Origin of the sequence: Streptomyces sp. NPDC047971 (assembly GCF_040653355.1) — a bacterium.
Lineage (GTDB): Bacteria > Actinomycetota > Actinomycetes > Streptomycetales > Streptomycetaceae > Streptomyces.
Genome location: NZ_JBEZNW010000025.1, coordinates 1 through 26,383, shown reverse-complemented (window position 1 = coordinate 26,383; position 26,383 = coordinate 1). Strand labels below are relative to the sequence as shown.

Below are 26,383 nucleotides of genomic sequence, written 5' to 3'. Positions count from 1 at the left end.
GCCGGTACGCAAGGGTTGTGCACACACCCGCGCACACCGGTCACCGGCAACAGTTCCCGTCGCATCCCTTGCGACTTGTAGAACCCGTTACTACCTTGCGGTCAACTTCTGATGGACCGTCAGACATGCTGTCAGGCACGCGTGTCTCAGACATGGAGTGTGTTGCCGATGCCCTGCCCTCACCTCCCCGAAGGGTTCGACGCCACCGACCCCGATCTGCTCCAGAGCCGCATCCCCTTCCCGGAGTTCGCGCGACTGCGACAGACCGCGCCCGTCTGGTGGTGCCCCCAGCCGCGCGGCGTCACCGGCTTCGACGACGAGGGCTACTGGGCCGTCACCCGGCATGCGGACGTCAAGTACGTCTCCACGCACCCCGAGCTGTTCTCCTCCACCGAGAACACGGCCGTCATCCGCTTCAACGAGCACATCAGCCGGGACCAGATCGAGGTCCAGAAGCTGATCATGCTCAACATGGACCCGCCCGAGCACACCCGGGTCCGCCAGATCGTCCAGCGCGGCTTCACCCCCCGCGCGATCCGCACCCTGGAGTCGGCGCTGCGCGAACGCGCCCGGGCGATCGTCGAGGAGGCGAAGCGGAACGCGGGCTCCGACGGCTCCTTCGACTTCGTCACCCAGGTCGCCGTCGAGCTCCCGCTCCAGGCCATCGCCGAACTCATCGGCGTACCGCAGGAGGACCGCGCCCGGATCTTCGACTGGTCCAACAAGATGGTCGCGTACGACGACCCCGAGTACGCCATCACCGAGGAGATCGGCGCCGAGGCCGCCATGGAACTCATCGGGTACTCGATGAACCTGGCCGCCGAGCGCAAGGAGTGTCCGGCCAAGGACATCGTGACCCAGCTCGTCGCCGCCGAGGGCCAGGGCAACCTCTCCTCCGACGAGTTCGGCTTCTTCGTGCTCCTGCTCGCGGTGGCCGGCAACGAGACCACCCGCAACGCCATCAGCCACGGCATGCACGCCTTCCTCACCCACCCCGAGGAGTGGGAGCTCTACAAGCGGGAGCGGCCCGCGACCGCCGCCGAGGAGATCGTCCGCTGGGCGACCCCGGTGGTCTCCTTCCAGCGGACGGCCACCCAGGACACCGAGATCGGCGGCCAGAAGATCCGCAAGGGCGACCGCGTCGGACTCTTCTACTCCTCCGCCAACAACGACCCCGAGGTCTTCGAGAACCCCGAGACCTTCGACATCACCCGCGACCCCAATCCGCACCTCGGCTTCGGCGGCGGAGGCCCGCACTTCTGCCTCGGCAAGTCGCTCGCCATCCACGAGATCGAGCTGATCTTCAACGCCCTCGCGGACGCCCTGCCCGATCTGACACTCGCCGGCGAGCCCCGCCGGCTCCGTGCGGCCTGGCTGAACGGGATCAAGGAGCTGCAGGTCCGGGTCGGCTCCTGACAGACCGGAAGGCGGGAGCTCATCCCCCTACGCCCGAGGCTCCCGCCTCCCGCCTCCCGCCTCCCCGGCCCTTCCGGCCCCCGGAACCGGAACCCCGCGCCCCGCGTCTGAGCGCACATGCGGGGGACACAGAGAATTCTGGCCATGATCATCGCGCTGCTCGCGCTCCAGTTCGGCTCACTGATCGCACCGGCCCACGCCTGCGGCTGCGGGGCGATGATCCCGGACGGGAACCAGCGCATCGGCGTCGACCGGGAGACGTCGGCGGTCCGCTGGGACGGCCGTACGGAACAGATCGTCATGCGCTTCACCGTGCGCGGCAACGCCGAACGGGCCGCCTGGATCATGCCGGTCCCCGGCCGGGCCGACGTCACGCTCGGCGACCCGGAACTCTTCGACGCGCTGGAGGACCTCACCCGGCCCGAGCGCAAGGACCGGTACTACTTCTGGCCGCGCGGCGGCGACTGGCCGTTCGACCTCAGCACCACGGACGGCGCCGCCGCCGCTCCGCCCGGGAACGACGCCTCGGACGTCGGAGTCGTGGGGCGCGAACGGCTCGGCCCCTTCGACGTGGCACGGCTGACCGCCACCGACCCGAAGGCCCTGAGCGGCTGGCTGGAGGAGAACGGCTTCGAACTCTCCGACCGCCTCTCGACCGAACTGCGGCCCTACGTCGAGCGGAAGTGGGAGTACGTCGCGGTGCGTCTCGCGCCCGACGTCACCGGCACGGCGCTGGCCGGCGAACTCACCCCGCTCAGGATCAGTTTCGCCAGCGACCGGCTCGTCTACCCGATGCGGCTCTCCCGCCTGGCGCAGACCCCGCAGTCCCTCGGCCTGTACGTCCTCGCCGACCACCGCATGGAGCCCCGCGACGACATCGGCGGATCCGCTCCCGAGGTGACGTTCGCGGGCGGCATCGAGGAGAAGGAGGGCGCGGTGGCCGCGCTCACCGGCGGGCGCCCGGTCTATCTGACCGCCCTCGACCAGGAGTTCCCCGTACCCTCGCGGATCGACGGCGACCACGAACTGGCGACGGTCGCCGACACCCCGTACCGGCGGGTGATCTACACCGGTCGGCTGCTCACGGTCGGCGACGTCCCGGTCTGGATCCTGACGGTCACCGGCGTGCTGCTCGCGGCGGCCGGAACGGCCGTGGCGGTACGCGCCCGGCGCGGGCGCCCTGCGGTACGTTCGGCCGTATGACCAACGACCAATGGACCGCCGTAGACCGCTACTTCACCGACCTGCTCGCCCCCGCCGACGAGGTGCTCGCCGCCACGCTCGCCGACTCCACGGCGGCGGGACTCCCCGAGATCGCCGTCGCCCCCAACCAGGGCAAGCTGCTGAACCTGCTCGTCGCGACGCGGGGCGCGCGCACGGTTCTGGAGATCGGCACGCTCGGCGGCTACAGCACGATCTGGATGGCCAGGGCGCTGCCGGCCGACGGCCGGATGATCAGCCTGGAGTACAGCGAGGCCCACGCGGAGGTCGCCCGCGCCAACATCGCCCGCGCCGGCCTCGACTCGGTCGTCGAGGTACGGACGGGCGCGGCCCTGGACACCCTGCCGAAGCTGGAGGCCGAGGGGGCGGGCCCGTTCGACTTCGTCTTCATCGACGCCGACAAGGCGAACAACCCGCACTACGTGGAGTGGGCGCTGCGCCTCTCCCGCCCCGGCACGGTCATCGTCGTCGACAACGTGGTGCGCGGCGGGAAGGTCGCCGAGGAGGACCCGAACGACGCGGCGATCACCGGCACCCGCGCCATGTTCGACCTGATCTCACGCGAGCCCCGCCTGGACGCGACGGCGTTCCAGACGGTGGGGGTACGGGGGTACGACGGCCTGCTGCTGGCCCGGGTCGTGGAGTAGACACCTCGGGACCGGCCATATCCTGCCCCTCATGAGCATCGTGAAGATCAACGTCCTGACCGTTCCGGCCGAGCAGCGCGAAGTCCTCGAGCAGCGCTTCGCGTCCCGTGCCGGTGCCGTGGAGGGCTCCGACGGCTTCGAGTGGTTCGAGCTGCTGCGGCCGCTGGAGGGGACGGACCAGTACCTGGTCTACACCCGCTGGCGCAGCGAGGAGGACTTCCAGAACTGGATGAGCGGTTCCATGAAGGCGGCCCACCAGGGCACCTCCGGCGGCCCCGAGGGCGAGGGGCGTCCCAAGCCCGCGGCGAGCGGCTCCACGCTGTGGTCGTTCGAGGTCGTCCAGCAGGCCGCGCCCAAGCAGGGCTGAGGCACCGCCCGAAAAGCGGGCGACGGGTCCGGGTCGTGCGACCACAATGACGCGCATGACCTGGACCTTCACCCCCGAGCCCGTCGACACCCCGGACGCCGCCGCCCTGCGCCGCGACTACTACGACGACGTCGCGAGCCGCTACTGGCGGCGGCCCGCGACCGCGGCGGAGATCGACGAGGGGCTGGCCGACGACGGGGCGGAGCTTCTGACGCCGCCGACCGGACGGTTCCTGGTCGGCCGGTACGCGGGCGAGGCGGCCGGCTGCGGTGGCGTGCTGCTCCTCGACGCGGAACGCGCCGAACTGACCCGGGTGTTCGTGCGCCACGCCTTCCGCGGAACGGGCGGCGCGGGGGCGCTGCTGGGCCGGCTGGAGGACGCGGCCCGTGAGCTGGGCGCGCGTCGCATGGTCCTCAACACCCGTCTGGACCTGGTCGAGGCACGCGCCCTCTACGGCCGCCACGGGTACGGCGAGATCCCGGCGTACTGCGAAGGCCCGTACATGGACGTCTGGTACGGCAAGGAGCTCTGACCGCGCCGGTCACACCACCACGACACACGGCGGTCGCGCGCGGGGTTCCCGGGCCATGCGCGCGGGCGGTCGCTCCCGGTGGGCGCGCCGAGGGTCACGCGCGGTGGTCCCGGGGCGGATCCGGGAGGTGGGGACGCTCCGCGTCCGAGCCGTTGAGCTCGGCCGTCAGCTCCTCCACCAGCTGCACCAGATCCGTCGGCCGTTCCGGCCCCCACCAGTCCCCCAGCAGTTCGGCGAGCGAATCCTCACGTGCCTTCGCCAGCTTCGCCGCGGCCTCGACCCCGTCGTCGGTGAGGATCAGCTGCAACCCCTCCCGGCGCGCGAGATGGCGCTCCTCCACCTGACGGGACGCCTCGGTGATGGCCCGCAGCGGTACGGGGGTGGTCTCGGCGAGCCGCGCGGGCTCCACGGTCCCGTGGCGGCGGATCCGCAGCAGCAGCCAGCTCGCCGCGGGCAGCAGATCCAGCCCCGCCCTCGCGGTGATCCGCTCGTAGATCTCCCTGCGACCCTTGCGCGACCCGAGGACGGAGAGCGCGCGGGCGCACTCCTCGTAGGAGGACCGCTCCACCGGGTTGGACGCCAGGGTCTGGCTGGCGTCGGGGGCGGTGACCGAGCCGCGCAGCTTGTCCTCCTTGAGGAACCAGGCGACCACGAAGGCGACGAAGACCACCGGCGCCGCGTAGAGGAAGACGTCGGTGATCGAGGTCGCGTAGGCGTGCACGACCGAGGGCTGCAGCTCGGACGGGAGCTCGGCGATCGCGCGCGGGTCGGCGGCGATCTGCTCGGGGCCGGTTCCCGGCGGCAGCGACTGTCCGGCGAGGGCGCTGTCCAGCTGGGAGTTGAGCCCATGGGTGAAGATCGCGCCGAACACGGCGACACCGAACGACGCCCCGATGGAGCGGAAGAAGGTCGCGCCCGCGGTGGCGACGCCGAGGTCCTGGTAGGAGACGGCGTTCTGCACGACGAGGACGAGGACCTGGATGACCAGGCCGAGCCCGACGCCGAAGACGAAGAAGTCGACGCTCATCTGCCAGGTGGAGCTGTGTTCCGTCAGTCGGTGGAGCAGCAGCAGTCCGATGGCGGTGACGGCCGTGCCCGCGATGGGGAAGACCTTCCAGCGGCCGGTGCGGGAGACGATCTGACCGGACGTCGTCGAGGCGAGGAACATGCCGACGACCATGGGCAGCATGTGGACGCCGGACGCGGTCGGGGTCACGCCCTGGACGACCTGGAGGAAGGTCGGCAGATAGGTCATCGCGCCGAACATCGCGAACCCCACGACGAAGCTGATGACCGAGACGAGGGTGAAGGTCCGGATCCGGAAGAGCTTCAGCGGCAGCACGGGTTCGGCGGCGCGCCGCTCGACGTACACGAAGCAGACGAGGAGCACCGCCCCGAGGACGGCGAGCCCGACGATCTGCGGGGAGGTCCACTCCCACGTGGTGCCGCCGAGGGAGGCCACGAGCACCAGGCAGGTGGCGACCGAGGCGATGAGGACGGTGCCGAGGTAGTCGATGGTGTGCCGGGTGGCGCGCGCGGGGATGTGCAGCACGGCGGCGATCACGAAGAGGGCGACGATGCCGATGGGCAGGTTGATGTAGAAGACCCAGCGCCAGGAGAGGTGCTGGGTGAAGAGCCCGCCGAGCAGCGGGCCGAGGACGCTGCTGCCACCGAACACGGCGCCGAACATCCCCTGGTACCTGCCGCGTTCCCGGGGCGGGACGAGATCGCCGACGATGGCCATCGACAGGACGATGAGCCCCCCGCCGCCGAGCCCCTGGAGCGCGCGGAAGCCGATGAGCTGCGGCATGTTCTGCGCGATGCCGCAGAGGGCCGAGCCGACGAGGAAGATGACGATGGCCGCCTGGAAGAGTTTCTTGCGGCCGTACTGGTCACCGAGCTTGCCCCACAGGGGCGTCCCCGCCGTCGACGCGAGGATGTACGCGGTGACGACCCAGGAGAGGTGCTCCATCCCACCGAGCTCGCTGACGATGGTCGGCAGCGCGGTGGAGACGATGGTCTGATCGAGTGCGGCGAGCAGCATGCCGAGCAGCAGCGCGCCGATCGCGATGACGATGCTTCGGCGACTCCGCCCCTCCCCAGGAGCGGGGTCGCCGCCGAGGTCCGGCGAGCGTACTTCCTGGGCCATAAGCATCTCCGGGGCGTCCTCTGGGGGTCCGTATCCCCTCATCCTGATCGTTCTGTCCCTTTATGTCCTCCCGAGGGGAACGGCTGTTCAGGTGACGGAGAGGGGGTGCATGCATAATCGCTGCCAGGTGAACTGGGGAGGGGATCCACCATGACCGGACACACCTGTCCTGAATGTGGTGTACAGAGAAGACCGGGCTGCGCCTGCGCCCAGGCGGAGATCGCCGCGGCGGAGGACTTCGACCCGCTGCGGATCAGGCCGTACGTGATCCTGGACGCGCCGGAGCAGAGCAGGAACGATGCGCCACCGCCGCCACTGGTTCCGGTTCCGCTTCCGGTTCCGGGGCTGGGGCCGGGGCCCGTTCCCGCGGCACCCCCGGCCGCCGGTCCGATGGCCGGCCAGGCACCCGGTCCGGTGACGGGTCAGACGCCCGGTCCGGTGACGGGTCCGGTGACGGGTCAGACGCCCGGTCCGGTGGCGCCCGCGGCGGAATCCGAGCCGCCGGCGGTGGCTCCCCCGGCCGGGGACGGCCCGGAGACGATGCCTCTGCTGCTGCCCGGGATCGGCACGACGCCCGCCCCGGCCGGCGACGGCGCGTACGCCGGACCCGGCGGTCCCGAAGGGCCCGCGGAGCACCACGGAGACGTCGGACCCGCGGGGTACTACGGACCCGAGGGACCCGCGGACCCTTACGGAACCGCCGCCCCCGGGGAGCACTACGGCGTCGTCGTGCCCGAGGGGCACCACGGGCACGACGACCACTACGAGTACGACAGGTACGACGAGCCCGAGCCGCGGCCCGCCACGCGCCGGCGCGGCGCGATCGTGGCGCTCGCCGCGGCGGTCGCGGTCGCGGTCATCGGAACGGCGGCCGTCGCCGCCGGCCTGCTGGACAACGGCGAGGAGGCGCACGACCGCGCGGCCGTGCCCACGGTCACCACCAGCGCGTCCCAGAACGTCGCCGTGTCGGAGGAGCCGACGTCCACGCCCTCCACGTCCGCCTCGGCATCGCCCTCGGCCTCCGCATCCCGCTCCGCTTCGGCCTCGCCCTCACCGTCCGCCGTCCGCACGACGAAGGCCACCACCGCTCCGGCCGCACCGGCGCCCACGGCCACCCGGACCACCTCCGCCCCCACCCCCACGGCCACCCAGGAGACGGCTCCCCCCACGCTGCGCCAGGGCGACTCCGGAGCGGAGGTCGCGGAGCTGCAGCGGCGGCTCGAACAGGCGTGGGGGGTCTACGACGGCCCGATCGACGGCGAGTACTCCAGGCAGGTGAGGCGCGCGGTGGAGAGGTTCCAGGAGTACCACTCCATCGAGGACGACGAGGAGGGCGTGTACGGGCCCGAGACCCGTCGCGCCCTGGAGGCGATCACGACCGGCTGACGTCACCCCGGGCACTCGTCGGCCCCGCCGGCCGGCCGCCCGGGGTCCGCGATACGGAACGGATTGGCGCAGACGGCTCCGCGTTTTGTATCGTGGAGAAACAAAGTGGCTCCCGCCCGCACTCCCTGACCGGTGGGCGGGACCACTCTGTTCTCCTCCCACCCCCTCTGGAGACCGTCGATGCCCGCCACCACCCCGGCAACGCTCACGACCCGCGCCCTCCTGCTCGACATGGACGGCACCCTCGTCAACTCGGACGCCGTCGTCGAGCGCTGCTGGCGCCGATGGGCGGTCCGCCACGGCCTCGACCCGGAGCAGGCGCTCAAGGTGGTCCACGGCCGCCAGGGGTACGCGACGATGGCCGTCCTCCTCCCGGACCGGCCCATGGAGCAGAACCACGCGGACAACCGGGTGATGCTGGCGGAGGAGACCGCCGACGTCGACGGCGTCGTCCCCGTCCCGGGCGCCCCGGCCTTCATGGACGCGATCGACGGCCTCCCGCACGCGCTGGTGACCTCGGCGGACGAGGCTCTCGCCCAGGCCCGGATGGGCGCGGCGGGGCTGCGGATGCCGGAGACCCGGGTCACCGCAGAGCGGGTCGGCGCGAGCAAGCCCGACCCGGAGGGCTTCCTCAAGGGCGCCGCGGAACTGGGCTTCGACCCGGCCGACTGCGTGGTCTTCGAGGACTCGGAGGCCGGCATACAGGCAGGGCGCGCGGCCGGAATGCGCGTGGTGGGCGTGGGCCCGAGGGCGGCCGCCTTCGCCCCGGACATCCACGTCACGGACCTCACGACGCTCACGGTGGAGCGTACGGCCGACGGCGCCCTCCTCCTGACGTTCTCCGCGTAGCGCCCGGCGGCACCCCGGGGGAACCACGGGCCGCGCCGCCACCCCTGGGCCCCGCCACCACCCACCGGGCCCCCGGGACCCACAGGGGACGCGCCGGCGGCGCCCCGCCCGGACGCACCGTCACCCATGGGACCCGCCCGCCGCGAGGTCCCGTGGCGGCGCCCCGCCCGGACGCCCCGTCAGTCGCGGGAGCGCCTTCGCCCCGAGGCGTCGTCGGTCGCGGGGCCGCGCGCCAGGGCGCCCCGCGCCACCAGCTCCAGGACCGCGGCCACCGCCACCGCCTGGACGAGCATCAGCGCCACCAGCACGAACAGTTGCACCGCCCCCGCCTGCCACGGTGACGCGCCGCCCAACAGCATCCCCACGAACGCGCCCGGCAGCGTCACGAGCCCCACCGTCCGCGTCTGGTCGAGCCCCGGCAGCAGCGCGTCCGACGCCGCCCGCCGCGCGACCTCCAGGCGCGCCTCGCGCTCGGCCAGACCGAGGGCGAGCCCCGCCTCCACCTCGCCGCGCCGCGTCTCCAGTTCGTCCAGCGCGCGCCGCCCGCCCAGCACCGTCGCCGTCAGCGCCCCTCCGATGAGGATGCCGGTCACCGGGATGAGCGCCACGCCCCGCACCGGCACGAGCCCGGTGAGCACCAGCGTCCCGACGACCGGCACCACACCCGCGGCGATCGGCACCCCGGCCCACCACCAGCCACGCCCCGGGGAGGGCACCACCCGCCGCCCGGCCGTCCACACGGCCACCCCGTACATCAGCAGCAGGAAGCCCAGCAGCAGCGGCAGCTCCCGCATCACCCAGCCGATCACGAGCGACACCGCGATCAGCTGGACCGCCGCGCGCCCACCCGCGACCAGCGTGTCGCGGGCGCGCCCGAGCCGGGCGAGCGCGACGACGCCCGCCGCGACGGCGAGCAGAACGGCCAGAACCACCGCAAAGGTGATGTTCACGTCCAGAAGCACACGCCAACCCTAGGGCCGAGAAACGGAACTGTCGTTCCGTCATACCCCTTGATGTGACGTGCCCATGTCGCCACTCTGTTACCTGGCGCACCCTCCCCCGCAACCTGGCGCCGCAACCATGACCTGGCCGCCCGGCACCCGCTCGGGGACGGCATGGCCAAGGTCCCCCCACCTCCAGGGAGTTCACATGCTCGTCGCAAGCGTCTACGCGCGTCGAATAGCCCGCCGCACGACCGTGCTCGCCGCCACCGCCGCCCTCTCCGTCACCGGCCTCCTCGCCACCGCCCCCACCGCGCAGGCCGCCATGCCCACGCCGGTCAGCGCGGCCACCGCCCGCACCTACCTCGCCTCGCTCACGGTGAAGGCGGAAGGTTCCTCCTCCGGCTACAGCCGCGATCTCTTCCCGCACTGGATCACCCAGTCCGGCGCCTGCAACACCCGCGAGGTCGTCCTCAAGCGCGACGGCGTGAACGTCGTCCAGGACTCGAGCTGCGCGGCCGTCAGCGGCAGTTGGTTCTCCGAGTACGACGGCGCGACCTGGACCGTCGCCTCCGACCTCGACATCGACCACATGGTGCCGCTCGCCGAGGCATGGCGCTCGGGCGCGAACTCCTGGACCACCTCCAAGCGCCAGCAGTTCGCCAACGACCTGACCCGTCCGCAGCTCATCGCCGTGACGGACAACGTCAACCAGGCCAAGGGCGACCAGGACCCCGCCGAGTGGCTGCCGTCGCGCACCTCGTACCGCTGCACCTACGCCCGCGCCTGGGTCCACACGAAGTACTACTGGGGCCTGAGCGTCGACTCGGCCGAGAAGAGCGCCCTCCAGTCCGTCCTGAACGGCTGCTGAGAACGCTTCCTGCGCCCCTCCGTCGTTCCGTACCGTACGGCGGGACGACGGAGGGGGATCACATGGCGGCCGGGCTCAGAATCGGACCACTGCTGCGGTACGTCGACGGGGTGACGGGCGACTCCGCGACGATATGGATCGAGGCCGACCGCCCGTGCGCGGCGGAGGCGCGTTGCGCGTCCGGCGCGGGCGGCAGCACGCGCACGTTCCAGATCGGCGGCCACCACTACGCCGTGATCCCGGTGACCGGGCTGACGCCGGGCACCACGACGGAGTACGAGATACGGCTGGACGGCCGCCGGGTCTGGCCCCTGCCGGACTCCCGCTTCCCGCCGAGCGTCATCCGCACCCCGGCCCCCGGGGACGCGGTCTCCGTGGCCTTCGGCTCGTGCCGCTGGGCGGCGAAGCCCGCGAGAGGCCACGACCCGGTCGGACCGGACGCCCTCGACACCCTCGCGACACATCTGGCCGCCCACCCCGACGCCGAACGCCCCGACGTGCTGATCCTGTTGGGCGACCAGGTGTACGCGGACGAGACCTCGGCCGACACCCGCCGCTGGCTCGCGGCGCGCCGCGATCCGCGCGACCCTCCGGGCTACGAGGTCGGCGACTACGAGGAGTACACCCGGCTCTACGACGAGTCCTGGCAGGACCCCGAGGTCCGCTGGCTCCTCTCCACCGTCCCGAGCTGCATGATCTTCGACGATCACGACGTCATCGACGACTGGAACACCAGCGCCGCCTGGCTGAGCCGGATGCGCGCCACGCACTGGTGGAGCGAGCGGGTGCTGAGCGGGCTGATGTCGTACTGGGTCTATCAGCACCTCGGCAACCTCTCCCCCGCGGAGCTCGCCGCCGACCCCCTCTACGCCGAGGTGTGCGGCTCGCCCGACGGCACGGACGCGCTGCGCCGGTTCGTGGCCGAGGCCGACGCCGATCCGGCGTGCGTGCGCTGGAGCTACCGCCGCGACTTCGGCCGCACCCGGCTGCTGATGGTCGACACCCGGGCGGCCCGCGTCCTGCGGGAGGACGGCCGGGCGATGCTGGACGAGGCCGAGGCGGACTGGGTCCGCGAACAGGCGCTGGCCGACCGGGGCTCGTACGACCACCTCCTCGTGGGCACCTCGCTGCCCTGGCTGCTGCCGCCGCTGATCCATGACGCGGAGACCTGGAACGCGGCACTGTGCCGGGGCGTTCGGGGCGGCCCGGACGGGCGGTGGGCGCGGTTCGCGGAGAATCTGCGACAGCGGGCGGACCTGGAGCACTGGGCGGCTTTCCCGTCGTCCTTCGAGTCCCTGACGCGGCTGTTGGCGGAAGCGGCCGGCGGTCCGCAGGCACCGGCGACGGTGTGCGTCCTGTCGGGGGACGTCCATCACGCGTACGTCGCGGAGCCCCGGTGGCCCGGGGACGGGCCCGAGGCGAAGGTGGCGCAGCTGACCTGCTCGCCCCTCCACAACGCGATCCCACTCTCGGTTCGCCTGGGCTTCCGCTTCGGCTGGAGCGGCCCGGGCCGCCGGCTGGGCCGCGCCCTCGCCCGGCACGCCCACGCGGGCCCGGCGCCGGTCAGCTGGCGCAGAACGGGCGGCCCCTGGTTCGGCAACCAGGTGATGACCCTCGTCCTGCACGGCCGTTCGGCCCGTCTGACGCTCACCCAGGCCCGTCGGGGCGGACGCCTGGTGACCGTGGACGAACGGACCCTGAGCGGAAGTTGAGCCCCGGCCCGGGCCGCCGCGCGGACCGCGTGACGATGGCCACAGATCTTCGAATGACCGAATGTTGAACTTGCAAGCACTAGTGAGGTGAGCCTAACCTGACGGCCTCATCGGTTCCGTCCCCCACGTTCCGTTTCCCCGGAAGCGGACCCGACCGAAGGAGTCCCGTCCCCATGAACAACCTGCCGACCCGTCTGAATCAGGTCCAGCCGTACGCGCTCGGCCTGTTCCGGATCGTCATAGGTCTGCTCTTCGCCTGCCACGGCGCCGCCTCGCTCTTCGGTGTCCTCGGCGGCGCGATGGGCGGCGGCACCGTGCCCACCGGCACGTGGCCGGGCTGGTACGCGGCCGTCATCCAGCTCGTCGCGGGCGCGCTGGTCCTCGTCGGCCTGGGCACCCGTAGCGCCGCGTTCCTCGCCTCCGGCTCGATGGCGTACGCGTACTTCAAGGTCCACCAGCCCGAGGCGCTCTTCCCGCTCCAGAACAGCGGCGAGTCCGCGGCGCTCTTCTGCTGGGCGTTCCTCCTGCTCGTCTTCACCGGCCCCGGCGCGCTGGCGCTCGACCGGCTCTTCGGCGCCGGCCGCGGGGCCGAGGCGGTACGGAGCGAGAAGCAGGGCGCTCCGGTCGCGGCCTGACACCTGGACGGGGGCCGGATTCCGCTTGTGCGGTTTCCGGCCCCTGCCCCGTTTTCGGCCACCGCGCCCGCGTAGGCTCTGGCGCTGTGAATGTGCTCGACAGCATCGGGTCACTGCGGTCACTGACCGCGGGCCCGTGGATCTACGCGGTGGTGGCCACGTCGGTGCTTCTCGACGTCTTCCTGCCGGTGCTGCCGAGCGGGGTCCTCGTGATCACGGCGGCGACGGCGGCGGCGACCGCCACGGCGGCCTCCCCGGACGTCCCCTCCGTACTCCCCCTGCTCCTCTGCGCGGCCACGGCCTCCGTCCTCGGCGACTTCGTCGCGTACCGGCTGGCCTGGCGCGGCGGGCCCCGGCTCGACCGGGCCATCGCCCGCTCGCGCCGGCTGACCGTCGCGCAGGAACGTCTCGGCGTGGCGCTGGCGCGGGGCGGAGGGCTGCTCGTGGTGATCGCGCGCTTCGCCCCCGCGGGCCGCTCGGTGGTCTCGCTGGGCGCGGGCGCGGCCAAGCGCCGGATCGCGGAGTTCCTGCCGTGGTCGGCGCTCGCGGGCGTCGCCTGGGCGAGCTACAGCGTGGCGCTCGGCTGGTTCGGCGGACTGTGGCTCGGCGCGACCTGGATCGGCGTGGGGGTGTCGATCCTCGCGCTCTTCCTCGCGGGCGCCCTCGCGGCCTACGTCATACGGCGTCCGGCTGCGGCTCCCGCGCCGGCTTCCTGAGCCCGCGCACCTCCAGGTTGTCGAGGAGCCGCTCGGTCGCGGCGGCGATCTCGTCCACGGCGCGGTCGAACACCTCGCGGTTGTGCGCGGCCGGGTGGTGGAAGCCGGAGACCTTGCGTACGTACTGCAGGGAGGCGGCGCGGATGTCCTCCTCGGTGGCCTCTTCGGGCAGGGCGGGCGGTCGGAGAGTCTTGATGCTGCGGCACATGCCTCCAGTGTGACGCGCCCCACCGACAACGTCAGGTCCCGAGACCCCGTCTGCTCCGCGCGTTGATCTCGGCGGCCCGTGCCCTCAGCTCCCGCATGGGCGTGGCGAGCTGCACGTCCCCGGGTTCGGCCTCCCACTCGCAGCCGCCGTGCACGGGCCGGATCAGAAGCCGGCCGGCGACGCTGTCCATATAGAAGCCGACCCGCCCGGTGGCGGCGTCACGGACGAGGTCACCGACCTCGGGCAGTGGCTGCACGAATCCCCTCCGTCCCGGAGCTCCAGATCTCTAGAGATACACCCAGAGAAACGCGATGACTCCCCCCTGTCAACGTATCTCTAGAGATGTCCCCCGATGGATGGATCGACCGCACGGGTCGGCGCACACACGTGCATCCGCTCGTCCGAGCGCGCCGTAGGGTGTCCCGCAACGAAGGGAGTGGTCCACCCATGACTGACCAGGACAGCGGTCGTCGGCCCAAGTACCAGCGCATCGCCGACGAGTTGAGAACCGCCATCCAGTCAGGCGCCTTCGCCCCCGGCGACCGCCTCCCCGGCGAGAACGATCTGATGACCACGTACGACGTGGCCCGGATGACGGCCCGCCAGGCGCTGTCCGTCCTCCGCAACGAGGGCCTGGCCGAGGCCCGCAAGGGCGCCGGGGTCTTCGTCCGCTCCTTCCGCCCCCTGCGCCGGCGGGGCATCCCCCGGCTGGCCCAGGACCACTGGGGCACGGGCCGCTCGGTCTGGTCGGCGGACATCGAGGACCGCGCGCTGGTCGTGGACCAGATCGAGGTCGGCGAGGCCGCTGCGGACGCACGGGTGTCCGCCGCGCTGGGTCTGCCGCCGGACTCCCCCGTCTGCGTCCGCAGCCGCCGCTTCGTCCTCGACGACAAGCCGGTCCTGCTCTCCGTCTCCTACCTGCCGGCCACCCTTGCCCAGGGCACCCCGATCACGGCCCCGGACACGGGCCCCGGCGGCACGTACGCCCGGCTGACCGAGCTCGGCCATCAGCCGGTCCACTTCCGCGAGGAGATCCGCTGCCGGATGCCCACGGCGGACGAAGCCACCCGCCTCTCGCTGGAGTTCGGGACGCCGGTGATCCTGATCGGCCGCACCGCCTTCACCGACAAGGGGGTCGCGGTCGAGCTCAACGAGATGACGCTGGACTCGGCGTCGTACATCCTGGAGTACGACTTCGACGCGTGACGGATCCCGGCTCGCCGGTCCGCCGCGTCACCGCGAACACGGCGCCGGGAGCGGCGTACTCCACCGCGCCGGCGAAGGCCCGCTGAGCGCCCGCCACGGCGCGCTCGGGTCCCGTGCCGGGCCCCACATGGGTCACGACCAGTCTGCCGACGCCCGCTGCGGCGGCCGTCGCCCCCGCCTGCCCGGCGGAGTGGTGGCCGGGCCCCTCACCGTCCGCCTCGCAGACGAACAGCTCGCAGTCGGCGGCGAGTTCGGTGACGGCGGGGCAGGGCTCGCAGTCACCGGAGTACGCGATCCTGCGCCCGTCCCGGTCCTCGATCCGGAGTGCGAAGGCAGGAATCCCGCCATGGTCGACGGCGCGTGCGTACAGGTCGAGACCGCCGACACGGGCCCGATGACCGTCGTACAACTCCTCGACGGCGAAGGCGTCCTCGACGGGGCTGCGCCGCGGGCCGTTGGTCAGGAACCCCGCGAGCCGGTCGGCGACGCCGGGCGGCCCGTAGAGAGGCACGGGCGAGTCGATCCGGATGTCGGCGTGGAGCAGCGCGTAGTAGGCCGTGAGCAGGTCGGAGCAGTGATCGGCATGGAGATGGGAGATCCACACCGCGTCGATGGCACCGAGCCCGGTGTACCGCTGCAGCTCCCCGAGCGAACCACTGCCGGCGTCCACCCACACGCGGACGCCGCCGCCCTCGACCAGATACCCGGAGCAGGGATTCCCCGGCCTGGGGTACGGCGTGGCGGATCCGAGCACGGTGATCCGCAGCTCGTCGTCCATCAGCTTCCGCCCGCGGGCACCCCGGCGTCGGGGCGCGGCGCCGGCACTCCGTTCTGCTGGACGTCGGCGTTCACCTGCCCGCCGAGGGTCATGACGTTGAGGGTGGCGGAGTTCTCGTTGGCGATGGCCTTCTCGACGCGGGCGACCAGGGTGCTGAAGGAGTCCCGCTCCGTGAGGTTCCGGTAGGGCCCGACCTTGGCCTCGAAGTAGACCCGCTCGTGCCCGAGCAGCTGCTCGGTCGACCGGTAGTTCTTCCACTGCTCGCGGTACCGGTACACGCTCTCCAGCGAGACGGAGGCGACGACGACCAGGCTGAGGCCGGTGGCGGTCACCCGTGCGAACGACAGATCGAGGTTGACCAGGACGGGCACGAGCGCCGCCCCGACCACGGAGACGGTCCGCATCCGCAGGTGCATGGCCTTCATCCTGGTGGCCTTGCGGTCGTACCACTCCTGGTACTGCACGAGCCGGCTCTCGATGTACCCCTGCGGAGTCATGGCCCCGCCCTCGACCCCGGCGTCCGGAGCGTCCCCCACGTCATCCATACCCGGGAGTACACCGCCCCGGACACGCAGGGTCAACTCCTCACCACGGGAGGAGGCCCCGGACCGCGGGAGGCGGCCGGACCGCGGGAGGCGGCCGGACCGCAGAGGCCGGTCCGGGCCGCGGGAGCCGGTCCGGGCCCGGACCTCGGAGGCCGGCTCGGGCCGCGGGAGCCGGTCCGGGCCGCGGCGCGGGCGAGCGGTGGCTTCTCGGCACTCGGACCGGTCGGCACTCGGACGGGTCGACGCTCGGACGGGTCGGCGCTCGAACCGGTCGGCACTCGGACCCGTCGGCGCTTCTCGGCCACGCGGGGGCCGACAGGCCGGACGGTAGACTGCCCGCCATGACCCTGGCCTCCCTGGACACCGCGCACACCCCCTGGAAGACCGAGGGTCCGCGCACCGTCGCCCAGGCGTTTCCCTACCAGGGAAGCAAGCGGATCCTGGCCGGTCAGATCCTTTCGCTCTTCCCCGACGGGAAACTCGATCGTCTCGTCGAACCCTTCGCGGGCTCGGCGGCGATCTCGATGGCCGCCCGCCACTACGGCCTCGCCGACCACGTGACCATCTCGGACGTCAACGCACCCCTCATGGGCCTGTGGCGGATGATCGCGAACGAGCCGGACGAGCTCATCGCCTCGTACGCGCGCATGTGGCACGAGCAGCAGGAGGACCCGCGCTCGTACTACCTGGAGGCGCGGGAGGAGTTCAACCGGACGCAACAGCCGGATCTCCTGCTCTACCTGCTGTGCCGGTGCGTCAAGGCCGCCGTGCGCTACAGCAAGACCGGCGCGTTCAACCAGGGAGCCGACCACCGGCGGCTGGGCGCCCGCCCGAAGGTGATGTCGGAGCGCGTTCTCGCCTCGTCGAGACTGATGAGGACGGCCGAGATCGTCACCGGTTCCTACGAGGACCCCCTCGTGAACGCGAACCCCGAGGACCTCGTCTACATGGACCCCCCTTACCAGGGGACCAGCGACGTCCCGGACCACCGCTACCTCAAGGGCCTCACCCGGGACACCTTCGCCGAGACGCTCCGGAAGGCCGTCGACAACGACGTCTCCTTCATCGTCTCGTACGACGTGGTCACGGAGGACAACAAGTACGGCTTCGCGCTGCCGGACGACCTCGGCCTGACCCACCGGCACATCGTCGCCGGCGTGTCCTCGCAGGCCACGCTGCAGGGCAAGAAGAAGACGACGGTGGAATCCCTCTACCTCTCCCCCGCGTTGGTACGGCGCCTCGGCGGCCCCGGGGAACTCGACAGGCGCATGGGCCGGACGGCGTGGCACCAGGACAGCCTGGTCTAGCTCGCTCGGTCGCTCCGCCTCTTCCGCTCCAGCCCTTCCACCCTGGCCTCATGATCATCTTCGCTCTATAGTCTCGCCATGGCGAGCTACAGTGAAGAATTCGTTGCATGGATCACGGCGCTTCCCATGTCGGCCCGCGCCCGCAAGGCTCGCGACCATCTGCTTGAATTCGGCTCGCTGACCACGGAGCAACTGGCGAACATGGGATACGACCACGCCCCCAGCGCCGTCAGGGACTTGCGGGACGCGGGAGCGACCATCGCCAGGTCGAACGTGAAGAGTTCCACCGGCAAGACCATCAGGCGCTACACGCTCGTCGAGGAATTCACCACCGGAAGGGCGGGCCGCGTCGGCATTCCGAAAAAGTTCAGGGAGAGGCTGAACAAGGAATTCGGAAACCGATGCGGAATATGCGACGGCCACTTCGAGGACAGGGAACTCCAGGCCGACCACCGCGTCCCCTTCCTCATAGGCGGGGACAAGTCCGAGCTGCGGCTGGAGGACTACATGCCGCTGTGCGCCTCCGACAACCGCTCGAAGTCCTGGTCCTGCGAGCACTGCCCGAACCTCGCGGCCAAGGACGAGTCGGTCTGCGGATCCTGCTTCTGGGCCTTCCCCCTCGCCCACACCCATGTGGCGACCCGCGAGGAACGCAGGCTGTCGATCATCTTCCAGGGCGCGGAGATCGAGACCTACGAATCACTGAAGGCCCAGGCGACCCACGAGGCGTCGTCGCTCGCGGACGTGGCCAAGCACCGGTTGGGCACCCCCTGACGCGCCGATCCACCGCCCGACCCCACCGTCGGCTCCGACCCGACGCGCGCGGACCGTCCTGAGCGGCCGATACGACCAGGGCCGCTCACCGACCTCCGGCGGGGACGGTGAGCGCGAGCGCCGCCGTGTAGGCCCGCTCGACCTCGCCCAGGTACTGCTCCAGGTGGAAGCGGACCTCCTCGACCGGCCTGCCGTCGCCGCCGGGATACATCAGGTCGGACCAGACAACCGTCTTCCCCCGGAGCCGGATGGTCACGGTGAGCCCCCGCGGCCCCGGCTCGGGCCGCACCTGTGCCGCCAGATCCACCGCGCGCGGCATGTCCGCCGGATAGAGCGGACCGCCCGGGCGGAGCAACCGCCCGGGCTGGAGCCCGGCCATCCCCGCATCGCTGCGCGCGATCAGGTCGAGACCGTCGACGAAGAGATGGGTGTGCACGGCCGCACAGACCGGCGGCCCGGGGCACGCGCTGATCAGCAAGGTGCTCACGGCACCGTCACTCAGCCCGCCGGGCACCGCGCCCCGCAGCGCGCGCGGGGCTCTACGCGGCATCCGCCCGATGTGACGTCATGACGGGATCGTATCGGCTGCGCGGCAGCGCGGGGGGGGTGCCGTCAGCGGCAGACCTCGCCCGTACCGGGACATGCGGAAAGAGAAGCACCACCGGCCCACGGAGCGGGAGTTGGCGTCACCAGGGTCTCGGGCGGGAGGTGCCGCCACCGGCGTCTGCGCCCCGAGTCGGCGGCCGCGACCGCCCCGTCTTCGCTGGGGGAATTCCCGACGGCGGAACCCGCCGGGCGGTTACGCTGCGATCATGACTGCCCAGCCCCCGGAGCCGCTTCCGCGCCCTGTTCCCACGGGAGGGCTCCGCGCCTCCCACGACGACCGGGAAGCCGTCGTGGAGCGTCTGCGCGACGCGGCGGCCGAGGGGCGCATCGACTTCGCCGAACTGGATTCGCGCGTGGAGCAGGCGCTGACGGCGAAGACCCAGGCGGAGTTGGCGACCCTGACCGCCGACCTGCCGAGCCCCGCATCCGCAGCGAGCCTCCCGCCACTGCTGCTCAAGGGCGGGCTGAACGGCGCATCCCGGGGCCCCGGGCGGTGGGACGTTCCCACGCACGTGATCGCTCACGGCGGAGTGGGCGGCGTGAAGGTCGACTTCACCCGGGTGGAGTGCCGGCACCAGGAGGTCACCGTCGAGGCGTACGGGGAGACCTCAGGTGTCACGGTGGTCATCCCCGACAGCTGGGCCGCCGACACCGGCGGGATGGATCCCGGCGTGGGCGGCCTGAAGAACGAGACCACGTCCGACCGGCTTCCGGGAACTCCGCTGATCCGTCTGACCGGGTCCGGCGGCATGGGAGGAGTGGTCATCCGCCACCCCAACCGCCGGGAGCGGCGCAAGCTGGAGAAGAACCCGACGCGGGGCTAGGACACTTCTTCCGCATCTTGCCGGGGCCGAGGCGCACCCCGCTGGTCGGCCGGACGCATTGCCTGTCGCACCCCGGCCGGCCCCGGCCGCCCCCCGGCCCCGAGGTCCCTGCCGGCCGTCGCGGAGCACGTACGTGATCTTGAGACGGCGAGCAGCCCGTGGCAGGCTCATGCCGCATGATCGATGCATTCGCGAAGGACAACCTGCACGGGCGACTGCGGCGGGACCGCGAGGCGCTGCTCTGGAAACTCGACGGCTTGTCCGAATACGACGCCCGCCGACCTCTGACAGCGACCGGCACCAACCTGCTCGGCCTGGTCAAACACCTGGCCACCGTCGAGGCCAGGTACTTCGGCGAGGTCTTCGACCGTCCCTCCCCCGAACCGCTGTCCCGATGGCAGGACCACGACGGCAGCGACCTGTGGGCGACCGAGGACGAGACCCGGGACCGGATCGTCGGCTTCTACCGGCGCACGTGGGAACACTCGGACGCGACGATCGACGAGCTTCCCCTCGACGCCCCCGGCCACGTGCCGTGGTGGCCGGAGCCTCGCCCCAACACGAATCTCTTCGCCGTTATGGTCCACGTCCTCAGCGAGACCGTCCGGCATGCAGGCCACGCCGACATCCTGCGCGAGAGCCTCGACGGCCGGACCGGATCGCGCGCCGAACTCGAGATGCAGATCGACGAGGAAGCCCGTGCGGCCCACCGCGCGAGGGTCGAGCAGGCCGCCAGGTCGGCCGCACCCATCAGAACGTAGCGACTGTCTCCCGAGACACGATGGTCACGCGGCGGGCCGCCGGTCGCGGGTGCCGACCCGGCGGATCGGTGCGGGACCCGAGGAAGCGTCGGTGCCTCTCAGGTCGCCTTCTCGAACACCGAGACGACGGTCGGAGAAGACTCTCCGTAAGGCTCTCCGTTCAAGCCGCTCAGGCTGGCGATCCGCCGCAGACCCGACGCGTCGGCGAGCTCAAGAAGTCGTTCCTCGCCGATCAGCAGCGCACGCTCGGGAAGGACGCGGATGTCTTCGTCATCGATCCAGACCTGCTTGCAGCTCCACTGCTCCCCCTCCAGCTCGGAGAAGATGACCATGCCGCGCCTGACACCGGGGTAGGGCATGAACATGCTGCCGCCGTTCTCCTGGAGCCTGTGGACCCACGGCAGGTTGTGCGTCTCGGTGATCAACAGCCCACCGGGCGCGAGATGTTCGGAGAACGTCCGCATCGCATCCAGCTGCGCCGCCGGATCCGTCAGGATCGCCAGGCTGCCGCAGACACAGAGGACGAGGTCGTACTGGCGCCCGTCCCGGTAGTGCTGCATGTTGCCGAGCCGGGGTGTGATCGTCGGGAACCCGCGCTCGGCCAGGATCGACAGCATCTCCTGCGAGGCGTCGACCCCGACCAGCGAGGCGTCCAGACCCTCGTCACGCAGCCGCTCCGCGAGCGGGACGAGGACCCGTCCCGTACCGACTCCGAATTCCACCACGGAAGGAGAGGTGCGACCGCGGACCTGCTGCGCGAGCCAGTCGATTTCGAGGGTCTGGAGCGGCGGGAAGATCGAGTCGTAGACTTCGGAAAAGCGTTTCCCGTAATTTCCGCTGTCAAGCAGATCGCCGGGGGAATAAGCGCCTTTACCGTCTAACGCCATGTCTGGCCAACCTCCACATACGGATGGAACCGATCGGCATGAATCGCAGAATTGATCCAATTCGGAGGCTAGCACGGCCCTGGCCGACGATCGAGTGATCGACGAATGGATGTGAAGAACGCGCGGCCGGACATGAAGAATTCACCGAACTCTTCGACGACGCGGCCGTCATGCCGATCCGATCGACCACCCCCCGGGGGCTCGCCCTCGGCCCCACACGAGACCGAGGGCGGGACCGAGAGCGCTGGCCAGGGCGGGACCGAGAGCGAGGCGAGGGCGGGATCGAGAGCGAGGGCGCAGGGGGAGGGCGAGGCTCACGAGGAGATGCCAGCGGCCCGCCCCCTCTCTGGCAAGCGCCGGCGCCACTCCCGCCTCCGCCCCTCACCAGCCGTTCCGCGGTTCGAGGTTCTCGGTTCGCGGTTCTCGGTTCGCGGTTCGCGGTTCTCGGTTCGCGTTCGCGGTTCGCCCAGGACCTCGCCACCGATCAGCGGCGCCCGGACTCGGAGGCCGGTTGGATCACGCGTCGGGGTTCGTGCCCGCGGCGGTCTTCTTCAGCCGGTCGATCTGGAGCTTCGCGAAGTCGTTGTAGTTCGGCTTCTCCACGAAAGTACCGTCGCCGTTCACCACCACGACGACGCTGCCGATCCGCATCATGACCATGGTCTCGCCGTCGGCGTCCTCGAACGCGTCGGTCTCCTCTGCGCCGGCGTCGATCTCCACCGGCTTCGCCTTCTTGCCGTCCTTCTCGGCCTTGCCGCGCTCCTCGGTGACCAGGGCCTTGTACGTGGCACTGGCATCGCCGGGGCTCTGGAAGGCCAGGATGCCGAAGACGACCTCACCGTTGTACTCGGAGCTGTCGCTCCGGCCGCTGTCGTCCGTGTCGAAGTCGGTGCCGCCCATGCTGAGCAGCCCGCCGCAGTTGGACTCGGTCGATTCGGTGCACGCCTCGACGGCCTTGTCGCCGTCCACGACCTCGATGTCGTCGGCTTCGAAGCCCTTCGGGGCGCTCGCCTTGCTGGGGAGGGCGGTGCGGACCATGTCCGGTGTCAGCGTGACCGGGGGCTTGTCGCCGTCCCCACGGAAGGCGTCCAGACCGTCGTCCGAACCCCCACACGCCGTCAGTACGGCCATCAGCGCCACTCCGGCTGCGATCCCCCGTGCTGCCTTACTCAACGTCAACCCCTTGCACTCACTGTTGATTTGACGTGCACACTCAAGCGTATGAGGGCTGATCACACCAAATGCGTCTCACTGCGGCCGAGCCACGCCGGGGAGTCCCGGCCGCGGGGCGACCGGGTCAGCTCGCCGGTCTCTTCAGCACGCAGTTCGGATAGTCGTGGTCCGGGTCGCCAACGGCGGTCCAGAGCTTCAGGACCTCGCCGTTCCGCAGGGCGGCGTACGAGTCGGGCTTCCGCTCCCCCGTTTCGGGGTCGGTGTCGTCGAAGGTCACACTGACGACACTCTGCTTCTCGTTGGAGCCCTGCTTCCAAGTGCCTGCGCCGGACCAGGCCAAGCCCTCCTCCCAGCTGACGGCGACGCACACCTTGTCGGCGACGAACGTCCCGTCCTGCTTCAGCGTGAGGGTGCCGCCGTCGGCATCGGTCCACGTGGTCGCGAGTTCGGCCGGCTTCAGAACGACCGGTTCGCCCTCGGGCGGCGGCAGGTCGTACAACCTGCCGCAGGCCGTGAGAGCAAGGGCCGTGGCCAACAAGATCGGCCTGGTACGACGGGAACGCGACACACTCCACCCCTAGCGGATTCCGCAGGTCGCGTGCGCGACCGATGGGCTCAGGAACCCACGCCGTACCCTGGCACGGAGTTTGAACATGTTCAAGCCGTGGTCGAAGGCCACGAGGCACGCGGGAACCGCGGATTCCCTCCGCCGGGCGGGACGGCCTGCCGATCCGACGCCCAGGCCGCCACCGGGCGGGCGGTCTCCGACCCCGGCGTGATCGTCAACTGCTCCGGTGCGGTGACGGGCCCGCGCGTGTTGGGCGTGTCGGTCGGACCAGGAGGCCGCCGCCCGAAGGATTGTGGCGGCCGTGGGACCGGCCGCGAAGACAGACTCCGACCGCCAGAGCGAAACGGGACGTGGTGTGGCCAGACGACGAAGGGCACGACGGGGTCTCGGAGCGGCGGGAGTGGCGGTAGCCCTCGCCTGGGGCTGCGCCGCCGCCGGGAACGCCCGGCCGTCCGACGTGACACCGGGCGGCTTCGAGTGGGCGGCCGAGCGGGCGGCAGCGGAGTTCGGCGTGCCGAAGGAGGTGCTCCTCGGCGTCAGCCACGAGTCCTCCTGGTGGGAGGGCAACCACGGACGCCCGAGCACCAAGGGCGGCTACGGTCCGATGCACCTGACGGACACGACGTCGGGGAAGACGTACGCCCACCGCCCGGGCGAAGGGCCGGTGGACGCCACCGGCACCGACGACCCCTCCGAGCACACCCTGCGGGCCGCCGCCGCGATGATCGGCCTCGCACCCGGGACGCTCAAGACGGACGAACGGCAGAACCTCCGAGGGGGCGCCGCCCTCCTCGCCTCGTACCAACGGCAGATCACCCGTGGGATCTCGCCTGATCCAGGCGCCTGGTACGGGGCCGTGGCACGGTACAGCCAGGCCGCCGACACCGCGACGGCCGGACGGTTCGCCGATGGTGTGTTCACGGCGATCCGCGCCGGTCGAGAGCGGGTGCGCGAGGACGGCCAGACGGTGTCGCTGTCGAAGAGACCGGACGTCCGCCCGTCGACGTCGCAACTCGCCTCCCTGGGGTTGCGAGCGCTTCCCGCGACGCCGGTGCCGGAGTGTCCCGCCGAGCTGAACTGCCGCTTCGTTCCCGCTGCCGCCTCGAACTACCAGGTGGCGACGCGGAACTCCGACGGCATCGACGTCGACTTCATCGTCATCCATGACATCGAAGGGCCCTACGACGCGGGAATCAGCTGGTTCCAGGACCCGGCCAGCGGGGTGTCCGCGCACTACGTGCTGAAGGCCGACGGCAGTGGGGCAACCCAGATGGTCGCCACCAAGGACATCGCGTTCCACGCCGGGAACTACTGGGTCAACCTTCACGGCGTGGGCATCGAGCTGGAGGGGTACGCCGCCCAGGGGCCGACCTGGTTCACCCCGGCCCAGTACAAGGCGACTGCCGCGCTGGTGGGCTACCTCGCGCGGCGCTTCGACGTCCCGCTGGACCGCAAGCACATCATCGGACACGACAACGTCCTCCCGCCGAGGCCGGCCCGCGCGCCGGACGCACACTGGGACCCCGGCCCCTACTGGGACTGGGAGAGGTTCATGGCCCTCCTCGACGCCGATGCCCCCCGGAAGCACGGGGCGGAGGGAGGAGCAGGACGGGAGAGCATCGGGATCGGACAAGCGGTGATGATCGCCCCCGACTACGGCAAGAACCCGCAGACGGTCTCGGTGTGCGATCCGAAGTGCCGTACCCAGAAGCAGCCTTCGAACTTCCTCTACGTCCGCACGGCGCCCGGCGACAACGCCCCGCTCGTATCCGATCGCGCCCTCCATCCGGACGGAACGGCGGGAACCGACCGCATCGACGACTGGGGAGCCACCGCGATGTGGGGCCAGGAGTTCGTCGTCGCCGACGTGCGAGGGGACTGGACGGCCATCTGGTTCGGCGGACAGAAGGGATGGATCCACAACCCGGCGGGCATCCACACCCGCCCGGCCCCGAACGCACGGATCGTCCGTCCGGCGAGCGGGGCGGAGTCCGTCTCCGTCTACACGACGGCCTACCCGCGCGCCGCCGAGTACCCCCGGGGAGTGACGGCGTCGGAACAGACGCGGTTCGACATGTACGCGTTCCCCCAAGGACAGGCGTACGTGGCCGCTCGCACCCCGGTGGACGCCGACGACTTCTTCCCTGCCACCCCCACCCGCCCGGAGGTCGTGGTCACGGGCGCCCAGAAGTACGAGGTGATCCAGTACAGCCGCCGCCTTGCCACCGTGAACCACGCACAAACCCGCCACTGAAACCGGACGCACGAACCCCGCCCGAGCGGGCGACTGCCGCCGAGGCCAGGGGATCAGTCGTGTCGCAGAGCTGGTACGCGGGTACTGGGACCGAGGTCGGTAGAAGCCGCCAACAACCGGGCTGCCGCTCGTAGCTTGCGTTCCCATTCCGGAAAATCGTCCGGTCCGATCCATTCGCTGTACTCCGCCGCGATGGAGAGGAACTGCATCTCCTCCTCGGTGTGTGCCGCGACGGTCATCGAGAGGCCGTCGCCCACCTCCTTGGGACTCAGCTCACCTTGCACGAGGCCGAACGCGAGGCTGACGAGGAGACGTCGACCGGCCGTCTCCTCGTCAGGAAGAGGCACGTCGAGCTCGCTCAGCGCCTGGACGTACAGCTCGCGGACCTCGGCCACATCACTCCGGCGCGGCAGGCCGGCCAGCTCACGCAGGGCAGGAGAGTCGTGCCCGTCAACGAGCGCGTACGCAGCGAGCATCGGGAGATCATCAGGTCGGAGTATCTCCGCCACGTACTGCCACGCACTGTCCTGCAACCGGTCCATGACGGCCATCGTGGAGGGCGCAAGGCGTTCTGGCCAGCAGATTGCTCGTAGGTTCGGATGCCACAGTGGCTTCCCTGCACACAGCTCTGGAGGGCAAGGGCTCCGGACCAGCCGAGACGGCCGAGCGGCCGTTCGGCGTCACCGAGGTCTTCCAGCTCGCCGTCGCCGTACCGGCGCGCTTTCGGGTGTTCATCCTGAGGGCGACCTTCACGACCGCCGCTGCGGCGAGCTCGCCGCACTGCAACGCCAGGGCGTCGACCTCGAACGGCGCACCGTCGCCGTAAGCCGTGCCAGCCACATCTGACACCTAACTGGCACAACGCCCCTCCCCCGCCCCTGCGGCTGAGGAACGAACAAGGCCCGGGTTCCCGGTTCGATACCGGTGACCTGGGCCTTCGTCGTGGTTCCTGCTGGTGGGCGCGGACGGTTTCGAACCGCCGACATCTGCTTTGTAAGAAACCGTAAGGCGATCATGAGGCTCCGTGAGGCGGGATGAGCGCAGGTGAGG

General features: G+C 71.1%; 29 protein-coding genes. 18 read left to right on the top strand and 11 right to left on the bottom strand.

Translation table 11 applies throughout. The features are described from left to right. The first annotated feature begins 168 nt into the window (after nucleotides 1-168). The 5 genes from AB0D99_RS22805 to AB0D99_RS22785 all read left to right on the top strand — a co-directional run bounded on the left by AB0D99_RS22805 (nucleotide 169) and on the right by AB0D99_RS22785 (nucleotide 4,183). On the top strand, nucleotides 169-1,416 hold the full coding sequence (locus AB0D99_RS22805) for a cytochrome P450 (RefSeq protein WP_362365053.1): 1,248 nt from the start codon (nucleotides 169-171) through the stop codon (nucleotides 1,414-1,416). A gap of 144 nt (nucleotides 1,417-1,560) precedes the next feature. Then, nucleotides 1,561-2,619, top strand: a complete 1,059-nt coding sequence (locus AB0D99_RS22800; RefSeq protein ID WP_362365050.1) for a DUF2330 domain-containing protein — start codon at nucleotides 1,561-1,563, stop codon at nucleotides 2,617-2,619. Then, nucleotides 2,616-3,284, top strand: a complete 669-nt coding sequence (locus AB0D99_RS22795) for an O-methyltransferase (RefSeq protein WP_362365047.1) — start codon at nucleotides 2,616-2,618, stop codon at nucleotides 3,282-3,284. Before AB0D99_RS22800 ends, AB0D99_RS22795 begins: the two co-directional genes overlap by 4 nt. A gap of 31 nt (nucleotides 3,285-3,315) precedes the next feature. After that, complete coding sequence (locus AB0D99_RS22790; RefSeq protein ID WP_362365043.1) at nucleotides 3,316-3,651, top strand: antibiotic biosynthesis monooxygenase; 336 nt, start codon at nucleotides 3,316-3,318, stop codon at nucleotides 3,649-3,651. A gap of 55 nt (nucleotides 3,652-3,706) precedes the next feature. Beyond that, the gene (locus tag AB0D99_RS22785) at nucleotides 3,707-4,183 is read left to right on the top strand and encodes a GNAT family N-acetyltransferase (protein ID WP_362365040.1); all 477 of its coding nucleotides are present in this window, start codon (nucleotides 3,707-3,709) and stop codon (nucleotides 4,181-4,183) included. 94 nt (nucleotides 4,184-4,277) lie between these two features. Here the strand turns inward: AB0D99_RS22785 and AB0D99_RS22780 are convergent, their stop codons facing one another. Continuing rightward, entirely contained in the window at nucleotides 4,278-6,332 is a 2,055-nt protein-coding gene (locus tag AB0D99_RS22780) for an MFS transporter (RefSeq protein WP_362365038.1), read from the bottom strand. Between the two features lie 150 nt (nucleotides 6,333-6,482). Between AB0D99_RS22780 and AB0D99_RS22775 the strand changes: the two genes are divergently transcribed. Continuing rightward, nucleotides 6,483-7,718 (top strand): peptidoglycan-binding protein, encoded by a 1,236-nt coding sequence (locus tag AB0D99_RS22775; protein ID WP_362365035.1) that lies wholly within the window; start codon nucleotides 6,483-6,485, stop codon nucleotides 7,716-7,718. 180 nt (nucleotides 7,719-7,898) lie between these two features. After that, the gene (locus AB0D99_RS22770) at nucleotides 7,899-8,567 is read left to right on the top strand and encodes an HAD family hydrolase (protein ID WP_362365032.1); all 669 of its coding nucleotides are present in this window, start codon (nucleotides 7,899-7,901) and stop codon (nucleotides 8,565-8,567) included. A gap of 179 nt (nucleotides 8,568-8,746) precedes the next feature. On the opposite strand, the gene AB0D99_RS22765 is transcribed toward AB0D99_RS22770, so the two are convergent. Continuing rightward, nucleotides 8,747-9,529 carry an ABC transporter permease gene (locus AB0D99_RS22765; RefSeq protein WP_362365029.1) on the bottom strand — a complete coding sequence of 261 codons (783 nt, stop codon included), beginning with the start codon at nucleotides 9,527-9,529 and terminating at the stop codon, nucleotides 8,747-8,749. Between the two features lie 187 nt (nucleotides 9,530-9,716). Here AB0D99_RS22765 and AB0D99_RS22760 point away from each other — a divergent pair, with 187 nt between their 5' ends. The 4 genes from AB0D99_RS22760 (at nucleotide 9,717) to AB0D99_RS22745 (ending at nucleotide 13,442) form a co-directional block, all read left to right on the top strand. Beyond that, entirely contained in the window at nucleotides 9,717-10,379 is a 663-nt protein-coding gene (locus AB0D99_RS22760) for an HNH endonuclease family protein (protein WP_362365026.1), read from the top strand. A 62-nt stretch (nucleotides 10,380-10,441) separates the two neighbouring features. Further along, nucleotides 10,442-12,091, top strand: coding sequence for an alkaline phosphatase D family protein (locus AB0D99_RS22755; protein ID WP_362365023.1), 1,650 nt, complete (start codon nucleotides 10,442-10,444; stop codon nucleotides 12,089-12,091). Nucleotides 12,092-12,273: 182 nt separating this feature from the next. Then, nucleotides 12,274-12,726: a DoxX family protein gene (locus tag AB0D99_RS22750; protein WP_362365274.1), complete on the top strand. Its 453-nt coding sequence runs from the start codon at nucleotides 12,274-12,276 to the stop codon at nucleotides 12,724-12,726. A gap of 92 nt (nucleotides 12,727-12,818) precedes the next feature. After that, a complete protein-coding gene (locus tag AB0D99_RS22745) occupies nucleotides 12,819-13,442 on the top strand; it encodes a VTT domain-containing protein (RefSeq protein ID WP_362365271.1) in 624 nt (207 codons plus the stop codon). Here AB0D99_RS22745 and AB0D99_RS22740 read toward each other — a convergent pair. Further along, nucleotides 13,402-13,650 carry a DUF2277 domain-containing protein gene (locus AB0D99_RS22740; RefSeq protein WP_362365020.1) on the bottom strand — a complete coding sequence of 83 codons (249 nt, stop codon included), beginning with the start codon at nucleotides 13,648-13,650 and terminating at the stop codon, nucleotides 13,402-13,404. The genes AB0D99_RS22745 and AB0D99_RS22740 overlap by 41 nt on opposite strands. 31 nt (nucleotides 13,651-13,681) lie before the next feature. Beyond that, nucleotides 13,682-13,906, bottom strand: a complete 225-nt coding sequence (locus tag AB0D99_RS22735; RefSeq protein WP_362365017.1) for a hypothetical protein — start codon at nucleotides 13,904-13,906, stop codon at nucleotides 13,682-13,684. Nucleotides 13,907-14,097: 191 nt separating this feature from the next. On the opposite strand from AB0D99_RS22735, the gene AB0D99_RS22730 reads away from it, so the two are divergent. Further along, nucleotides 14,098-14,856: a GntR family transcriptional regulator gene (locus tag AB0D99_RS22730; RefSeq protein ID WP_362365014.1), complete on the top strand. Its 759-nt coding sequence runs from the start codon at nucleotides 14,098-14,100 to the stop codon at nucleotides 14,854-14,856. Here the strand turns inward: AB0D99_RS22730 and AB0D99_RS22725 are convergent. Together AB0D99_RS22725 and AB0D99_RS22720 are read right to left on the bottom strand one after the other, a co-directional pair. Further along, nucleotides 14,798-15,634 carry an MBL fold metallo-hydrolase gene (locus AB0D99_RS22725; RefSeq protein ID WP_362365010.1) on the bottom strand — a complete coding sequence of 279 codons (837 nt, stop codon included), beginning with the start codon at nucleotides 15,632-15,634 and terminating at the stop codon, nucleotides 14,798-14,800. The genes AB0D99_RS22730 and AB0D99_RS22725 overlap by 59 nt on opposite strands. Further along, complete coding sequence (locus AB0D99_RS22720) at nucleotides 15,634-16,179, bottom strand: DUF4231 domain-containing protein (RefSeq protein WP_362365007.1); 546 nt, start codon at nucleotides 16,177-16,179, stop codon at nucleotides 15,634-15,636. Before AB0D99_RS22720 ends, AB0D99_RS22725 begins: the two co-directional genes overlap by 1 nt. Nucleotides 16,180-16,520: 341 nt before the next feature. On the opposite strand from AB0D99_RS22720, the gene AB0D99_RS22715 reads away from it, so the two are divergent. Together AB0D99_RS22715 and AB0D99_RS22710 are read left to right on the top strand one after the other, a co-directional pair. Further along, nucleotides 16,521-17,486, top strand: coding sequence for a DNA adenine methylase (locus tag AB0D99_RS22715; RefSeq protein ID WP_362365004.1), 966 nt, complete (start codon nucleotides 16,521-16,523; stop codon nucleotides 17,484-17,486). Between the two features lie 78 nt (nucleotides 17,487-17,564). Beyond that, nucleotides 17,565-18,260, top strand: coding sequence for an HNH endonuclease signature motif containing protein (locus tag AB0D99_RS22710; protein ID WP_362365001.1), 696 nt, complete (start codon nucleotides 17,565-17,567; stop codon nucleotides 18,258-18,260). Nucleotides 18,261-18,345: 85 nt separating this feature from the next. On the opposite strand, the gene AB0D99_RS22705 is transcribed toward AB0D99_RS22710, so the two are convergent. After that, complete coding sequence (locus AB0D99_RS22705) at nucleotides 18,346-18,747, bottom strand: hypothetical protein (protein ID WP_362364998.1); 402 nt, start codon at nucleotides 18,745-18,747, stop codon at nucleotides 18,346-18,348. Nucleotides 18,748-19,072: 325 nt separating this feature from the next. On the opposite strand from AB0D99_RS22705, the gene AB0D99_RS22700 reads away from it, so the two are divergent. Further along, on the top strand, nucleotides 19,073-19,690 hold the full coding sequence (locus tag AB0D99_RS22700) for a DUF1707 domain-containing protein (protein WP_362364995.1): 618 nt from the start codon (nucleotides 19,073-19,075) through the stop codon (nucleotides 19,688-19,690). A 176-nt stretch (nucleotides 19,691-19,866) separates the two neighbouring features. Next, nucleotides 19,867-20,451 (top strand): DinB family protein, encoded by a 585-nt coding sequence (locus AB0D99_RS22695; RefSeq protein WP_362364992.1) that lies wholly within the window; start codon nucleotides 19,867-19,869, stop codon nucleotides 20,449-20,451. Between the two features lie 98 nt (nucleotides 20,452-20,549). On the opposite strand, the gene AB0D99_RS22690 is transcribed toward AB0D99_RS22695, so the two are convergent. From AB0D99_RS22690 to AB0D99_RS22680, 3 genes are all read right to left on the bottom strand, one after another. Next, the gene (locus AB0D99_RS22690) at nucleotides 20,550-21,338 is read right to left on the bottom strand and encodes a class I SAM-dependent methyltransferase (protein ID WP_362364989.1); all 789 of its coding nucleotides are present in this window, start codon (nucleotides 21,336-21,338) and stop codon (nucleotides 20,550-20,552) included. Nucleotides 21,339-21,854: 516 nt separating this feature from the next. Next, a complete protein-coding gene (locus tag AB0D99_RS22685) occupies nucleotides 21,855-22,511 on the bottom strand; it encodes a hypothetical protein (RefSeq protein WP_362364986.1) in 657 nt (218 codons plus the stop codon). 124 nt (nucleotides 22,512-22,635) lie between these two features. Then, the gene (locus AB0D99_RS22680; protein WP_362364983.1) at nucleotides 22,636-23,049 is read right to left on the bottom strand and encodes a hypothetical protein; all 414 of its coding nucleotides are present in this window, start codon (nucleotides 23,047-23,049) and stop codon (nucleotides 22,636-22,638) included. Nucleotides 23,050-23,479: 430 nt separating this feature from the next. Between AB0D99_RS22680 and AB0D99_RS22675 the strand changes: the two genes are divergently transcribed. Then, nucleotides 23,480-25,333, top strand: coding sequence for a peptidoglycan recognition family protein (locus AB0D99_RS22675; protein ID WP_362364980.1), 1,854 nt, complete (start codon nucleotides 23,480-23,482; stop codon nucleotides 25,331-25,333). 53 nt (nucleotides 25,334-25,386) lie between these two features. Here the strand turns inward: AB0D99_RS22675 and AB0D99_RS22670 are convergent, their stop codons facing one another. After that, a complete protein-coding gene (locus AB0D99_RS22670) occupies nucleotides 25,387-25,875 on the bottom strand; it encodes a hypothetical protein (protein ID WP_362364977.1) in 489 nt (162 codons plus the stop codon). A gap of 65 nt (nucleotides 25,876-25,940) precedes the next feature. Here AB0D99_RS22670 and AB0D99_RS22665 point away from each other — a divergent pair, with 65 nt between their 5' ends. Next, nucleotides 25,941-26,159, top strand: a complete 219-nt coding sequence (locus AB0D99_RS22665) for a hypothetical protein (RefSeq protein WP_362364974.1) — start codon at nucleotides 25,941-25,943, stop codon at nucleotides 26,157-26,159. The last annotated feature ends 224 nt before the right edge of the window (nucleotides 26,160-26,383 follow it).

Excerpts from the sequence above, each read along its gene's own strand:
- AB0D99_RS22715 (WP_362365004.1), top strand. The coding sequence starts at position 16,521 with ATGACCCTGGCCTCCCTGGACACCGCGCACACCCCCTGGAAGACCGAG.
- AB0D99_RS22725 (WP_362365010.1), bottom strand. The coding sequence starts at position 15,634 with ATGGACGACGAGCTGCGGATCACCGTGCTCGGATCCGCCACGCCGTAC.
- AB0D99_RS22790 (WP_362365043.1), top strand. The coding sequence starts at position 3,316 with ATGAGCATCGTGAAGATCAACGTCCTGACCGTTCCGGCCGAGCAGCGC.
- AB0D99_RS22785 (WP_362365040.1), top strand. The coding sequence starts at position 3,707 with ATGACCTGGACCTTCACCCCCGAGCCCGTCGACACCCCGGACGCCGCC.
- AB0D99_RS22760 (WP_362365026.1), top strand. The coding sequence starts at position 9,717 with ATGCTCGTCGCAAGCGTCTACGCGCGTCGAATAGCCCGCCGCACGACC.
- AB0D99_RS22710 (WP_362365001.1), top strand. The coding sequence starts at position 17,565 with ATGGCGAGCTACAGTGAAGAATTCGTTGCATGGATCACGGCGCTTCCC.
- AB0D99_RS22720 (WP_362365007.1), bottom strand. The coding sequence starts at position 16,179 with ATGGATGACGTGGGGGACGCTCCGGACGCCGGGGTCGAGGGCGGGGCC.
- AB0D99_RS22770 (WP_362365032.1), top strand. The coding sequence starts at position 7,899 with ATGCCCGCCACCACCCCGGCAACGCTCACGACCCGCGCCCTCCTGCTC.
- AB0D99_RS22800 (WP_362365050.1), top strand. The coding sequence starts at position 1,561 with ATGATCATCGCGCTGCTCGCGCTCCAGTTCGGCTCACTGATCGCACCG.
- AB0D99_RS22780 (WP_362365038.1), bottom strand. The coding sequence starts at position 6,332 with ATGGCCCAGGAAGTACGCTCGCCGGACCTCGGCGGCGACCCCGCTCCT.
- AB0D99_RS22695 (WP_362364992.1), top strand. The coding sequence starts at position 19,867 with ATGATCGATGCATTCGCGAAGGACAACCTGCACGGGCGACTGCGGCGG.
- AB0D99_RS22795 (WP_362365047.1), top strand. The coding sequence starts at position 2,616 with ATGACCAACGACCAATGGACCGCCGTAGACCGCTACTTCACCGACCTG.
- AB0D99_RS22730 (WP_362365014.1), top strand. The coding sequence starts at position 14,098 with ATGACTGACCAGGACAGCGGTCGTCGGCCCAAGTACCAGCGCATCGCC.
- AB0D99_RS22775 (WP_362365035.1), top strand. The coding sequence starts at position 6,483 with ATGACCGGACACACCTGTCCTGAATGTGGTGTACAGAGAAGACCGGGC.
- AB0D99_RS22700 (WP_362364995.1), top strand. The coding sequence starts at position 19,073 with ATGACTGCCCAGCCCCCGGAGCCGCTTCCGCGCCCTGTTCCCACGGGA.
- AB0D99_RS22670 (WP_362364977.1), bottom strand. The coding sequence starts at position 25,875 with ATGGACCGGTTGCAGGACAGTGCGTGGCAGTACGTGGCGGAGATACTC.
- AB0D99_RS22755 (WP_362365023.1), top strand. The coding sequence starts at position 10,442 with ATGGCGGCCGGGCTCAGAATCGGACCACTGCTGCGGTACGTCGACGGG.
- AB0D99_RS22805 (WP_362365053.1), top strand. The coding sequence starts at position 169 with ATGCCCTGCCCTCACCTCCCCGAAGGGTTCGACGCCACCGACCCCGAT.
- AB0D99_RS22690 (WP_362364989.1), bottom strand. The coding sequence starts at position 21,338 with ATGGCGTTAGACGGTAAAGGCGCTTATTCCCCCGGCGATCTGCTTGAC.
- AB0D99_RS22740 (WP_362365020.1), bottom strand. The coding sequence starts at position 13,650 with ATGTGCCGCAGCATCAAGACTCTCCGACCGCCCGCCCTGCCCGAAGAG.